Origin of the sequence: Robertmurraya sp., assembly GCF_036676585.1 — a bacterium.
In the GTDB taxonomy this organism is placed as follows: domain Bacteria; phylum Bacillota; class Bacilli; order Bacillales; family Cytobacillaceae; genus Robertmurraya_A.
In genome coordinates this window covers 1-12,575 of sequence record NZ_JAKFCQ010000101.1, presented here as the reverse complement: position 1 = coordinate 12,575, position 12,575 = coordinate 1, and the positions used below count along the sequence as shown (strand labels likewise).

General features: G+C 41.4%; 13 protein-coding genes, 1 tRNA gene and 1 pseudogene. 14 read left to right on the top strand and 1 reads right to left on the bottom strand.

Annotated features, from left to right (window positions below):
- Positions 1 to 187 precede the first annotated feature (187 nt).
- Genes ACGLXV_RS13970 through ACGLXV_RS13950 form a run of 5 tightly spaced genes read left to right on the top strand, consistent with a single transcriptional unit; the run spans position 188 to position 3,822 of the window.
- A complete protein-coding gene (locus ACGLXV_RS13970; RefSeq protein WP_119709973.1) occupies positions 188 to 646 on the top strand; it encodes an NUDIX hydrolase in 459 nt (152 codons plus the stop codon).
- Positions 647 to 658: 12 nt separating this feature from the next.
- The gene (rapZ, locus tag ACGLXV_RS13965; RefSeq protein ID WP_160548677.1) at positions 659 to 1,552 is read left to right on the top strand and encodes an RNase adapter RapZ; all 894 of its coding nucleotides are present in this window, start codon (positions 659 to 661) and stop codon (positions 1,550 to 1,552) included.
- Positions 1,549 to 2,532, top strand: coding sequence for a gluconeogenesis factor YvcK family protein (locus tag ACGLXV_RS13960; RefSeq protein ID WP_391559100.1), 984 nt, complete (start codon positions 1,549 to 1,551; stop codon positions 2,530 to 2,532). Before rapZ ends, ACGLXV_RS13960 begins: the two co-directional genes overlap by 4 nt.
- A 37-nt stretch (positions 2,533 to 2,569) precedes the next feature.
- A complete protein-coding gene (whiA, locus tag ACGLXV_RS13955; protein WP_119709970.1) occupies positions 2,570 to 3,523 on the top strand; it encodes a DNA-binding protein WhiA in 954 nt (317 codons plus the stop codon).
- 41 nt (positions 3,524 to 3,564) lie between these two features.
- Positions 3,565 to 3,822: an HPr family phosphocarrier protein gene (locus tag ACGLXV_RS13950; protein ID WP_119709969.1), complete on the top strand. Its 258-nt coding sequence runs from the start codon at positions 3,565 to 3,567 to the stop codon at positions 3,820 to 3,822.
- 51 nt (positions 3,823 to 3,873) lie between these two features.
- Here the strand turns inward: ACGLXV_RS13950 and clpP are convergent, their stop codons facing one another.
- Positions 3,874 to 4,515, bottom strand: a complete 642-nt coding sequence (gene clpP, locus ACGLXV_RS13945; RefSeq protein ID WP_391559099.1) for an ATP-dependent Clp endopeptidase proteolytic subunit ClpP — start codon at positions 4,513 to 4,515, stop codon at positions 3,874 to 3,876.
- 628 nt (positions 4,516 to 5,143) lie between these two features.
- Here clpP and ACGLXV_RS13940 point away from each other — a divergent pair.
- From ACGLXV_RS13940 to ACGLXV_RS13900, 9 genes and pseudogenes are all read left to right on the top strand, one after another.
- Positions 5,144 to 5,692 carry a DUF6241 domain-containing protein gene (locus ACGLXV_RS13940; RefSeq protein WP_119709967.1) on the top strand — a complete coding sequence of 183 codons (549 nt, stop codon included), beginning with the start codon at positions 5,144 to 5,146 and terminating at the stop codon, positions 5,690 to 5,692.
- Positions 5,693 to 5,782: 90 nt separating this feature from the next.
- A tRNA-Arg gene (locus ACGLXV_RS13935) sits at positions 5,783 to 5,854 on the top strand.
- A 106-nt stretch (positions 5,855 to 5,960) separates the two neighbouring features.
- The gene (gene rpoN, locus ACGLXV_RS13930; protein WP_391559098.1) at positions 5,961 to 7,274 is read left to right on the top strand and encodes an RNA polymerase factor sigma-54; all 1,314 of its coding nucleotides are present in this window, start codon (positions 5,961 to 5,963) and stop codon (positions 7,272 to 7,274) included.
- Positions 7,275 to 7,287: 13 nt separating this feature from the next.
- Positions 7,288 to 7,536 (top strand): glutaredoxin family protein, encoded by a 249-nt coding sequence (locus ACGLXV_RS13925; RefSeq protein ID WP_391559097.1) that lies wholly within the window; start codon positions 7,288 to 7,290, stop codon positions 7,534 to 7,536.
- Between the two features lie 127 nt (positions 7,537 to 7,663).
- Positions 7,664 to 8,683 (top strand): sugar-binding transcriptional regulator, encoded by a 1,020-nt coding sequence (locus ACGLXV_RS13920; protein WP_391559096.1) that lies wholly within the window; start codon positions 7,664 to 7,666, stop codon positions 8,681 to 8,683.
- Positions 8,684 to 8,732: 49 nt separating this feature from the next.
- Positions 8,733 to 9,740: a type I glyceraldehyde-3-phosphate dehydrogenase gene (gene gap, locus ACGLXV_RS13915; protein ID WP_119709963.1), complete on the top strand. Its 1,008-nt coding sequence runs from the start codon at positions 8,733 to 8,735 to the stop codon at positions 9,738 to 9,740.
- Between the two features lie 155 nt (positions 9,741 to 9,895).
- The gene (locus ACGLXV_RS13910) at positions 9,896 to 11,080 is read left to right on the top strand and encodes a phosphoglycerate kinase (protein WP_119709962.1); all 1,185 of its coding nucleotides are present in this window, start codon (positions 9,896 to 9,898) and stop codon (positions 11,078 to 11,080) included.
- A gap of 23 nt (positions 11,081 to 11,103) precedes the next feature.
- A complete protein-coding gene (gene tpiA / locus ACGLXV_RS13905; RefSeq protein ID WP_119709961.1) occupies positions 11,104 to 11,865 on the top strand; it encodes a triose-phosphate isomerase in 762 nt (253 codons plus the stop codon).
- A pseudogene (locus ACGLXV_RS13900) lies at positions 11,858 to 12,575 on the top strand (2,3-bisphosphoglycerate-independent phosphoglycerate mutase); the annotation flags it as partial. The gene tpiA and the pseudogene ACGLXV_RS13900, both read left to right, overlap by 8 nt.

Sequence of the window (12,575 nt, the reverse complement as noted above, 5' to 3'; positions counted from 1 at the left end):
AAACATTGTTCGTGTAGAATAAGAATTGAAATTGACCCCCTTTTAAGATATATATCTTTGGCACAGGAACATGTCCTGTGCTCTTTTTTTATATTTGTCCATTTCCTATTCATTGTGAGCCCATTGTAAAAATAGTATAATAGAAAGAATAAAAGTCGTTAAATCTAGTCTCTGAGGTGATTGAAGCGTGCAACGAGTGACAAATTGTGTATTAGTAAAGGATAATAAAGTCTTGCTGCTCCAAAAGCCTAGACGTGGCTGGTGGGTGGCTCCCGGTGGAAAGATGGAGCCCGGTGAATCAGTGAGGGACTGCTGTATTCGAGAGTACCGTGAAGAGACGGGTATTTACTTGAGAAATCCCAATATTAAGGGCATTTTTACATTTATCATGAAAGATGGAGACCAAGTTGTTTCAGAGTGGATGATGTTCACCTTTTTTGGAACAGAAGCTGATGGTATCAATCTGGATGAGTCAGAGGAAGGAAAGCTTGCTTGGCATGACTTTCATCAGATTAAAGATTTACCGATGGCAGACGGGGATTATCATATATTGGACTACATGATCCACGGTCAAGGAATCATCTATGGCACTTTTACATATACAACCGATTTTCAGTTAATTCAATATCGTCTTGATCCTAGCTAAGGAGGAATTTTTATGAGTACTGGAGCGACACAAGATACACAAATGGTGATTATAACGGGGATGTCTGGTGCAGGGAAAACAGTCGCCATTCAAAGCTTTGAAGATCTAGGTTTTTTCTGTGTGGATAACCTGCCACCAACCTTATTGCCAAAATTTCTTGAACTTATGAAAGAGTCCGGAAATAAGATGAATAAGGTAGCGCTTGTAATGGATTTAAGGGGGAGGGAGTTTTTCGACCACTTATTCAAGGCGCTCGATGATCTTGCTGAAACATCATGGGTGACACCGCAAATTCTATACTTAGATGCGGACGATTCCACGCTTGTTCGTCGCTACAAGGAAACTCGACGTACTCATCCGCTTGCTCCGTCCGGACTTCCATTAGAAGGTATTCAGCTGGAGCGAGAACTGCTTGAGGAATTAAAGGGAAGAGCACAGCTCATTTACAATAGCTCACAAATGAAGCCGAAAGAATTACGCGAAAAAATCTTAACGGAGTTTTCAGCGAATAAGCAAACGATCTTTACGGTCAATGTGATGAGCTTTGGATTTAAGTACGGAATTCCGATTGACGCAGACTTAGTTTTCGATGTTCGCTTTTTACCGAACCCGCACTATATTGAGTCGATGAGACCAAAGACGGGTCTTGATGAGGATGTTTCAAAGTATGTACTGAAGTGGAATGAGACAACGAAGTTCTTAGAAAAAGTAACGGAGCTGTTAGCCTTTATGCTTCCTCATTACAAACGCGAGGGGAAAGCGCAGCTCGTGGTGGCCATTGGATGTACAGGTGGGCAGCATCGATCTGTGGCATTGACTGAAACCATTGCACACCACTTCGAAAAAGACTATGAAACTCGAATCACTCATCGTGACATCGAAAGGAGAAAGGAACAAACTACATGACGAAGATTCGACAGCCTCGAATTGTGATTATTGGGGGCGGAACAGGGCTACCGGTGTTGCTTCGCGGATTAAAGAAGTTTCCCGTTGATATTACGGCCATCGTTACGGTTGCTGACGATGGCGGTAGCTCTGGACGCCTTCGAGATGAAATGGACATTCCTCCTCCGGGAGATGTTCGCAATGTACTAGCGGCATTATCTGATGTTGAACCGTTAATTGAGGAAATGTTTCAGCACCGTTTTGCAACAGCTAACGAGTTATCTGGCCATTCGCTTGGTAATTTGATTTTAGCAGCAATGACATCCATCACAGGGAATTTTACTCATGCCATTCAAGAGATGAGCAAGGTATTGAACGTGCGTGGGAAGGTGCTTCCAGCTGCCACACAAAGTGTGGTGTTACATGCAGAAATGGAGGACGGCACGATCGTTTCAGGAGAATCGAAAATTCCTTACTCCGGAAAACGGATCAAGCGGGTGTTTTTAACACCTGGTGATGCGACTCCACTGCCAGAAACTCTTCAAGCCATTCGAAAAGCGGATTTAATCGTAATTGGACCAGGAAGCTTATATACTAGTATCTTACCTAATCTTCTTGTACCAAAGCTTGGCGAGGAAGTGTGCCGTGCAAAGGCGAAGAAGGTGTATATATGCAACTTAATGACTCAAGCGGGTGAGACGCTTGATTATTCCGCGAGCGACCATGTGAAAGCGATTTACGACCATATGAAGAATGATTTTATGAACACCATTTTAGTAAATAGGGAACATATCCCAGAAGAGGTTCTTACTCGCTATAGCGAAGAGCTAGCAAAACCTGTACACTTTGATTTAACTACTCTATATGATTTAGGACTTGAAGTGGTAGAGGGAGAAATCATGAGCCTTGAAAATGGAGTAATCCGCCATGACACAAGGGAAGTAGCAAATATTTTATATTCTTTATTAATAAATGAAACCCGCAAGCGGTCTAAAGCGTAGAAGAACTTAAGCAACCGTTTGTGTAGGAGGTGAAGATGTGTCATTCGCTTCGGAAACGAAAAAAGAGTTAACGAATATTGAAGGAAAAGAATGCTGCGGGAAAGCGGAGCTGTCCGCTTTGATTCGAATGAATGGCTCATTGTCCTTCTCTAATCGAAAACTAGTGGTCGATATCCAAACGGAAAATGCTGCGATTGCACGAAGAATTTATACGTTGGTAAAAAGATACTACGACGTTCAAGTAGAACTTCTAGTTCGAAAGAAAATGAGATTGAAAAAGAACAATGTGTATATTGTAAGGCTATCACAGGATGCAAAGATCATCTTAGAGGATTTATTTATCCTAGAAGAAGGATTTGTGTTTGCTCACAATATTGCTGAGGTACTTATTAAAAAGAAATGCTGTAAGCGCTCCTATTTACGTGGAGCATTTTTAGCAGGAGGTTCGGTGAACAATCCGGAAACTTCCTCTTATCATCTCGAAATTTTTTCACTTTATAAAGAGCATAACGACTCTTTATGTGAATTGATGAATACATTTGGTTTAAACAGCAAAACGCTGGAAAGAAAAAAGGGCTTCATCACGTACTTAAAGGAAGCTGAAAAAATCACCGAATTCCTAAATATTATCGGTGCCCATAATGCACTGCTAAGGTTTGAGGACATTCGGATCGTACGTGACATGCGTAATTCGGTGAACCGGTTGGTCAATTGTGAAACGGCGAACTTAAACAAGACGATTGGTGCGTCTTTACGACAGGTTGAAAATATTCGGTTTATACAAGATACCGTAGGTCTTCATATTTTACCTGAAAAGCTGAGAGAAATTGCAGAACTTCGTATTGCATACCAAGATGTCACGTTGAAGGAGCTAGGAGAAATGGTATCTGGAGGGAACATTAGTAAATCAGGTATCAATCACCGTCTTCGCAAAATTGACGAAATTGCCGAAAAGCTACGAGTCGGGGAAAACGTGAGTAAAACCATGTAATTATATAGATAAAAAGATAAGGATAGGGGAGGAAAGCAAGTATGGTGGAAAAACAAGTGGTAGTAAAGTTGAAGACTGGTTTACAGGCACGCCCTGCAGCGTTGTTTGTACAAGAAGCAAATCGTTTTTCGTCAGAAGTATTTTTAGAGAAAGACGGCAAGAAGGTAAATGCAAAGAGCATCATGGGGCTTATGAGCTTAGCTGTTAGCTCAGGTTCATCTGTGAATTTGATCGTTAATGGAACTGATGAAGAAGCAGCACTTGAAGCATTAGAAAAATATGTTCAAAAAGAAGCATAATAAAGAAAACTCGCTCCAGTATATGAGAGCGAGTTTTTTACTGTTCAAATATTATTTTTCTTCCTTCTTCGTTTCAAGCGTGTTGCGTGAAATGATATGGTCAACTAGGCCATATTCCTTTGCACGATCAGCTGTCATGAAGTTGTCGCGGTCTGTGTCTTTAGAAATGACTTCCATTGGTTGACCAGTACGCTCAGCAAGAATGCCGTTTAACTTTTCACGAAGGAAAAGGATGCGCTTTGCAGCGATTTCGATTTCTGTTGCTTGACCTTGTGCTCCACCAAGCGGTTGGTGAATCATTACTTCTGCATTTGGAAGAGCATAACGCTTTCCTTTTGTACCAGCAGCAAGAAGGAATGCACCCATAGATGCCGCCATACCGATACAAATTGTTTGAACGTCAGGCTTAATGAACTGCATTGTGTCGTAGATTGCCATACCAGCCGTAATGCTGCCGCCTGGTGAGTTAATGTAGATGGATATGTCTTTTTCAGGATTTTCCGCTTCTAAAAATAATAACTGAGCGACGATTGAATTAGCCACATTATCGTCAATTCCACTTCCAAGCATGATAATGCGGTCTTTTAATAGGCGTGAGTAAATATCGTATGCACGCTCTCCACGGTTCGTTTGCTCAATAACTGTAGGGATTAAATTCATTTCTTTTTCCTCCTTTAAATGAGAGTCAAACATACAATTGGTTAAGTATGTTTAAAGTGTAACTGTATGTATTTTCATGATACACTCATGGTCAATAAAGGTCAAACAAATAGCTGCAGAATTGTTCGACACAAATTGCTATGTACTTTTAAACCCACTTTCCATCATACCCACTGGGCAGTTTTTTAAACAAGAAGTTGAGCTTTTCCGCTATACTGGAAATGGGAACTGTTGTAAAATGTAGGGTAATGATAATGAGGGAATTGGTTAGTGGTGGATGGGTTTGGGGTAGTGGGATCGGTTGAATGCGAATGAGGGTTAGTAATCGCAAATATTGTCGGGGAATCGCAAGTAACTTTTGTGAATTGCAAATAAAGACTGAGGATTGCAAGAAAAATTTCAGAATCGCAAATAAAATCTGAAGATCGCAAGTAAAATCCTAGAATCGCAAATAAAATCTGAAGATCGCAAGAAAAATCTCAGAATCGCAAGTAAAATTTCAAAATCGCAAATGAATTCTCAGAATCACCAAACAAACTCTATGAATCTGAAAGAATCACTCTCTTATTCGCGAAAAAACCATCAAAAACACTCTCAGCCCCACGAAATCCAGCAATTCAACATCATAAAATGTAGAAAAATTAGCAGAGGAGTGGGAAACGTGGAAACGAAAAAGACCTTCAAACTAAACAAAATACAAATCGCAGCAATTAGTGCAGGCCTCGTAATCATGGCTGGTTTTGGTGTGTTTTCGTATTGGACAAATGCCACTCCATCAAGCGGTGGGACCGACCGGGTGCTCAAGCAGGCAGAGGAAGCAGAGGCATCCGTTGAAGAAGGAGGACTTGAAATCCAAATAGATGAAAACGTGGAGCAAGTATTTCCGAGTGACTTAAAAGAATTTGAAGTGCAATCTGCTATTCACCATATGTCACATCAAAAAGTAGAAGCAGAAAAAAAATGGGGAGCCATTCTTATTACGGAAGAGCGAGTCAAGCGCCTTTACGATGTGGTGGTCGCCAATCAAAATGAATATAAGTATGCGAACACGTACATCAAGATTCTAGAAAGATGGCTTGAAGGGGATTTTTCACAAGCAGTCAGTGACCATAATGCGATATGGGAATTACAGGACGGAAATGTTGGAAAAGCGACTGGCCTGTTAAGCATGAAAGAAGAAGAGAAGTTTATAGAGAAGTATATGAAGTAGAGTGGGAACAAGGGTCGACTAGTCGTTGACAGCATTACGAATCATCTAGTATGATGTAAGTGCGCTTATTTTGCATATAAGCACTTTTCGGCCCTCGTGGTGCAACGGATAGCACGTAAGATTCCGGTTCTTGAGATGTGGGTTCGATTCCTGCCGAGGGCGTCATTTATATGGAGAAACACTTGTCACTATAGACAGGTGTTTTTTTATTTACTACCCATTCAATTCCCTCTTATCTTCATGTAAAATAGATATTGGGGGTGAGAAGATGAATTTAAAAGCAGGTTTGTGGCAACAGCAGACATTAAAATTAAAGATGACGCAAGAGCTTTCTCAGGCAATTACGCTTCTTCAGTATTCTTCCCAGGAGCTTACGGCTTTTTTAGAAAGCAAAGCATTGGAAAATCCCCTTATCCAGATCGAAACCTCCCATGTTAAAACGATGGATCCCCGCAAAGATAGACCGAAAAAAACGAGAGTCATAGATAAAGATCAGCAGAACTGGATTGAGCAAATTGGTAAAACTGCCACTACCTTATATGACCATCTTTATGCGCAAGTGATAAACCACTCGGAAGTGAAGCTACTTAAGACTTTTTTAGAATGCATTGATGGAAACGGTTACATCGGAGTGAGCAACGAATCTCTTGCAACTGCATTAGGCGTTTCACACGAGAAAGTAGACTCAGTAGTTTCTATCATCCAAGACCTTGAACCAGCAGGAGTAGGCGCGAGGTCATTAGGGGAGTGTTTATTCTTACAGCTCGTCCGTATGCCGAACCGAAATCCTTTAGCGGAAAAATTGGTCAATGATCATTTTGAGGAGTTTGCTGAAAAGAAATGGAAAACAATATCCAAACAACTAAACGTAAGTCTTTCTGATATTCAAGCGGCTTTTGACTTGATTCAAACATTAAACCCGCGCCCAGGGGCTGACTTTCATGAAGAAGCATCGTCCTATGTGATACCAGATGTCTCGGTCAAATGGGACGGGAAACATTTTGAGATCAGTGTGTTCGATGACGTGCTCCCTAAGCTTACGTTCCAGCAGGAGTATTATCAGCAATTTTCATCCGTAAAAGATGCAAGTCTCAACAAATACTTGCAAGAAAAGCAACAAGATTACTCATGGATTGTCAGAAGCTTAGAGCAACGAAGGGAAACGATTACTAAGGTGTCGCTTGCGATTGTACAAAGACAGCAGGACTTTTTTGAAAAAGGGCCATTACACTTAAAGCCGATGACGATGAGAGAAATTGCAGAGGAGATAGAGGTTCATGAGTCCACTGTTAGTCGGGCGGTCCGTGAAAAGTATATGCAAACCCCGTTTGGAACGTTTGAGCTAAAATCGTTCTTTACAAACATGGTTTCCACGACCAACTCAGAGGCTACTTCGTCAAACCAGGTGAAGGATGCCATTAAGAAATTGGTTGATGGGGAAGATAAAGCAAAGCCTTATTCCGATCAGGAAATTTTAGATATATTAAAAGAAAACGATGGATTTGTGATATCCAGAAGGACGGTAGCCAAATACCGGGACCAGCTCGGAATTCCATCTTCATCAAAGCGAAAGAGATTTTAAAGGAGATTGTCTAATGATTATTGAGTTTTATACTAGAAAAAGATGCCCTTTATGCGAAAAAGGAAAAGCGATCTTAACCGAACTCCAGGAAAGCTGGGAGTTTGAAATTATCGAGAAAGATATTGATACGAATGATGAATGGACCGAGCAGTATGGATTAATGATCCCTGTCGTGGTTTTGGACGGAGAGGAGCTTCAATATGGACAGTTAGACAAAATGTTCATAAACGAAGCGCTTACAAAAAAAATACACCGTATATGAGTTGAAAAGGGAAATCGCACCTGTTAGAATAAGTTTTGTAGCAGGGGTGATTTTTTTTACCTTCAGCGGGACACATTATGTCTATGAGGGACATATAATGTCCATATAGGATGAAGGAGACATCAATATGCAGTCGATCATTGATATCCAAAAAAGATTATTACCTGATTTGCTCTCTGTTATGCAGGAACGTTTTCATATTTTACAGTACATAGGTTCCATGGAGCCAGTAGGTCGTCGAAGCTTATCTGTCAGTCTCGGTGTAACAGAACGAGTCCTCAGAAGTGAAGTTTCCTTCTTAAAAGAACAAGATTTAATCACTATATCAAGTGTAGGAATGAGTCTTACTGAAGATGGAAGGGAATTACTAGAGGGATTAGAAGCGGTTATGCGTGAGATATCAGGTATCGACAAAATGGAAGAAAGACTCCGAAGGAAACTTGGTATTCAGCAAGTGATCATTGTAGCGGGTAACAGTGATGAGTCACCATGGGTAAAAAGCGAATTAGGAAGAGCTTGTGCTCTTTGTATGAAAAATTCGTTGCAGGGAAAAAATATCATCGCAGTTACTGGTGGTACAACAATGGCAACTGTAGCAGAGATGCTAACTCCAGACCTCGGCAAAGATCTTCTTTTTGTACCGGGACGCGGGGGAATTGGGGAAGATGTTCAAAATCAAGCCAACACCATTTGTGCCAAAATGGCTGAAAGAACCAAATCAAGCCACAAGGTGCTCTATGTCCCTGATCAAGTAAGCAGTGAAACGTACCACATGATGTTGAAGGAACCTCATATTAAAGAAGTTCTTGGTTTAATCAAATCTGCAAGCATGGTTTTACACGGAGTAGGAGACGCTATGACAATGGCCCAACGCCGGCGAACAAGCGCGGAGGACTTACGTAAAATCGAAGAAAGGCAAGCGGTTGGTGAAGCATTCGGGTATTACTTTAACGAAGCGGGAGAAGTGGTTCACAAAGTTAGAACAGTTGGACTTCAGCTCGATGATCTAGCAAAGACAGGGCATGTGCTCGCCGTTGCTGGAGGAGCTTCAAAGGAAAAGGCAATTCGCTCTTATATGAAGCAAGCTCCCAAAAACACCGTATTAATTACGGATGAAGGAGCCGCAAAACAGTTATTACAGGGTTAACCCCCTTAAATAAAAAATATCCTTATTCAATTAAAGGAGGAAACAAATCATGGCAGTAAAATTAGGTATTAACGGATTTGGTAGAATTGGACGTAATGTTTTCCGCGCAGCATTAACAAACCCTAACGTAGAGGTTGTAGCAGTAAACGATTTAACTGATGCAAACACACTTGCTCACCTTTTAAAATATGACACAGTTCACGGTAAGCTTAATGAAGACGTAACTGTTGACGGCGACTACCTAGTAGTTGGCGGAAAGAAAGTAAAAGTTATCGCTGAGCGCGACCCAGCTCAACTTGGATGGGGAGACCTTGGAGTTGAAGTAGTAGTTGAATCTACTGGTCGTTTCACTAAGCGTTCTGACGCTGCTAAGCACTTAGAAGCTGGCGCTAAGAAAGTTATCATCTCTGCTCCTGCAACTGATGAAGATATCACAATCGTTATGGGTGTTAACGACGACAAGTACGATGCAGCTAACCACCACGTTATCTCTAACGCATCTTGTACTACAAACTGTTTAGCTCCTTTTGCTAAAGTTCTTAACGACAACTTCGGTGTTCGTCGCGGTATGATGACAACTGTTCACTCTTACACGAATGACCAACAAATCTTAGACTTACCACACAAAGATTTACGTCGTGCTCGTGCAGCTGCTGAAAACATCATCCCTACATCTACTGGTGCTGCTAAAGCTGTATCTTTAGTTCTTCCTGAGCTTAAAGGTAAGTTAAACGGTGGAGCTATGCGTGTTCCAACTCCTAACGTTTCTTTAGTAGACTTAGTTGTTGAACTTGACAAAGATGTAACAGTTGACGAAATCAACGCAGCTCTTAAAGCAGCATCTGAAGGTGACTTAAAAGGAATTCTTGATTACTCTGAAGAGCCACTAGTTTCTACTGACTACAACGGTAGCCCAGCTTCTTCTACAATCGATGCTCTTTCTACTATGGTTATGGAAGGCAACATGGCGAAAGTTATCTCTTGGTATGACAACGAGTCTGGTTACTCTAACCGCGTAGTTGACCTTGCTGAATACATCGCTTCTAAAGGCCTTTAATCTTAAGGGAAAAAAACTTCAATTGCGACAATAAATGGATTATGGGTTTAACTCTTTCCATTTTGAAGCAAAATAGGTGTAAAAAGGGGAGAGGGGAACAAAATCCCCCTCCTTTTCTAATGTTCAAAGCTTATGCTAAATAGGAGGATTTTCCGATGAACAAGAAAAGCGTAAAAGACATTGATTTAAAAGGTAAAAGAGTATTTTGCCGTGTGGATTTCAACGTACCTATGAAGGATGGACAGATTACTGACGAAACTCGTATTCGTGCAGCTCTTCCAACAATCCAATACCTAACTGAGCAGGGTGCAAAAGTTATCCTTGCTAGCCACCTTGGTCGTCCAAAGGGTGCAGTAGTAGAAGAAATGCGTTTAACTCCAGTGGCTGGTCGTTTATCTGAACTTCTTGGTAAAGATGTGAAGAAGGCAGACGAAGCTTACGGAGATAGCGTAAAAGCTTTAGTTTCTGAAATGGCTGAAGGCGATGTTCTTTTATTAGAAAACGTACGTTTCTATGCTGGGGAAGAAAAGAATGATCCAGAATTAGCAAAAGCATTCGCTGAGCTAGCTGACGTATACGTGAATGATGCATTCGGAGCTGCACACCGTGCTCATGCTTCAACAGAAGGAATCGCTCACCACCTACCAGCTGTATCTGGTCTATTAATGGAAAAAGAACTTGATGTTCTTGGAAAAGCTCTTTCTAATCCGGAAAGACCATTCACTGCAATCATCGGTGGAGCAAAAGTAAAAGACAAGATTGGTGTAATTGACAATCTTTTAGATAAAGTAGACAACCTAATCATCGGTGGTGGCTTAGCTTACACATTCATTAAAGCTCAAGGTCACGAGATTGGTAAGTCACTTTTAGAAGCTGACAAAATGGATTTAGCTCTTTCTTTCATTAAGAAAGCGGAAGAAAAAGGCGTTAAGTTCTATATGCCAGTTGATGCTATTGTTGCTGACGACTTCTCTGATAGTGCAAACAAAAAAGCAGTTGGAATCGATGAAATCCCTGCAGATTGGGAAGCACTTGATATCGGACCAAAAACAGCTGAGCTTTACAGCAATGTAATTAAAGAGTCTAAGCTTGTTATTTGGAACGGACCAATGGGTGTATTCGAATTAGATTCGTTTGCAAACGGAACAAAGGCAGTAGCAGAGGCATTAGCAGCATCTGAAGGTACATATTCTGTTATCGGTGGCGGAGATTCAGCTGCAGCCGTTGAAAAATTCAACCTTGCTGATAAGATGAGCCATATCTCTACTGGTGGCGGAGCTTCTCTTGAGTTCATGGAAGGTAAGGTTCTTCCTGGAGTCGTTGCGTTAAACGATAAGTAATATTTTTAGAGAGGATGAAAACCATGCGTAAACCTATTATTGCAGGTAACTGGAAAATGCATAAAACTCTTTCAGAAGCAACGAGCTTTTTGAATGAAGTAAAGTCAATCGTTCCTTCTTCTGAAAAAGTGGATTCTGTAATCTGTGCTCCAGCATTATTTTTAGAGCGTTTAGTTGACGGAGCAAAAGGAACAGAAGTAAAAATCGGTGCTCAAAACATGCACTTTGAAGAAAGCGGAGCATTCACAGGTGAAGTATCTGCACCAGCTCTTGCTGATCTTGGTGTTCAATATGTGATCATCGGTCACTCTGAGCGTCGTGAAATGTTCAATGAAACAGACGAGTCTGTAAATAAGAAAACTCTTGCTGCATTTAAGCATGGAATTACACCAATCGTTTGCTGTGGGGAAACTTTAGAGCAACGTGAAGCTGGTGAAACTAACACGCTTGTGGGCGATCAAGTGAAAAAAGCACTTGTTGGCTTAACAGATGAGCAAGTAAAGCAAACGGTTATCGCTTATGAGCCAATCTGGGCAATTGGAACAGGTAAATCTTCCACTGCTGAAGATGCAAACGAAGTATGTGCACATATTCGCCAAGTGGTTGCAGACAACTACTCTAACGAAGTAGCAGCTGCTGTTCGCATTCAATACGGCGGAAGTGTAAAACCAGGTAACATCGCTGAGTACATGGCACAGCCAGATATCGACGGTGCTTTAGTTGGTGGAGCAAGCTTAGAAGCTGATTCGTTTGTACAATTATTGGAGGCAGGTAAGAATGAGTAAGTCTCCTGTTGCGTTAATCATCCTTGACGGCTTTGCACTTCGCGGCGAGCGTATGGGAAATGCAGTTGCACAATCGAACAAACCGAACTTTGATCGTTTTTGGAACAGCTATCCACACGCACAGCTAACTGCTTCTGGGGAAGCGGTTGGATTACCTGAAGGTCAAATGGGAAATTCTGAAGTGGGCCACTTAAACATCGGTGCAGGACGTATTGTGTACCAAAGCTTAACGCGTGTGAACGTATCGATTCGCGAAGGTGAATTCGAGCGTAATGAAACATTTTTAAATGCGATCAACCACGTGAAAAAGAATGGAACAAACCTTCACTTATTCGGATTATTATCTGATGGTGGAGTTCACAGTCACATTCAGCATTTATTTGCGCTACTAAAGTTAGCTGCTGGGGAAGGTGTGAAGAACGTATACGTTCACGCATTCTTAGACGGCCGCGACGTAGCACCGCAGTCTGCTGGTGACTTTATCAAACAAACAGAAGAAAAGATGAAGGAATACGGTGTTGGTCAGTTTGCAACGATTTCTGGTCGTTACTACTCGATGGACCGTGACAAGCGTTGGGAACGTGTAGAAAAGTCTTACCGTGCTATGGTGTATGGAGAAGGTCCTGCCTACTCAAACGCTATGGATGTTGTAGAAGACTCTTACAACAACGGAATCTTCGACGAATTCGTTCTTCCTTCTGTTTTGAAAA

What these genes read in the sequence shown, in the direction of transcription:
- rapZ (WP_160548677.1), top strand. Translation starts at nt 659, where the DNA reads ATGAGTACTGGAGCGACACAAGATACACAAATGGTGATTATAACGGGG.
- ACGLXV_RS13960 (WP_391559100.1), top strand. Translation starts at nt 1,549, where the DNA reads ATGACGAAGATTCGACAGCCTCGAATTGTGATTATTGGGGGCGGAACA.
- ACGLXV_RS13950 (WP_119709969.1), top strand. Translation starts at nt 3,565, where the DNA reads ATGGTGGAAAAACAAGTGGTAGTAAAGTTGAAGACTGGTTTACAGGCA.
- clpP (WP_391559099.1), bottom strand. Translation starts at nt 4,515, where the DNA reads ATGTTTGACTCTCATTTAAAGGAGGAAAAAGAAATGAATTTAATCCCT.
- rpoN (WP_391559098.1), top strand. Translation starts at nt 5,961, where the DNA reads ATGAATTTAAAAGCAGGTTTGTGGCAACAGCAGACATTAAAATTAAAG.
- ACGLXV_RS13925 (WP_391559097.1), top strand. Translation starts at nt 7,288, where the DNA reads ATGATTATTGAGTTTTATACTAGAAAAAGATGCCCTTTATGCGAAAAA.
- ACGLXV_RS13920 (WP_391559096.1), top strand. Translation starts at nt 7,664, where the DNA reads ATGCAGTCGATCATTGATATCCAAAAAAGATTATTACCTGATTTGCTC.
- gap (WP_119709963.1), top strand. Translation starts at nt 8,733, where the DNA reads ATGGCAGTAAAATTAGGTATTAACGGATTTGGTAGAATTGGACGTAAT.
- ACGLXV_RS13910 (WP_119709962.1), top strand. Translation starts at nt 9,896, where the DNA reads ATGAACAAGAAAAGCGTAAAAGACATTGATTTAAAAGGTAAAAGAGTA.
- tpiA (WP_119709961.1), top strand. Translation starts at nt 11,104, where the DNA reads ATGCGTAAACCTATTATTGCAGGTAACTGGAAAATGCATAAAACTCTT.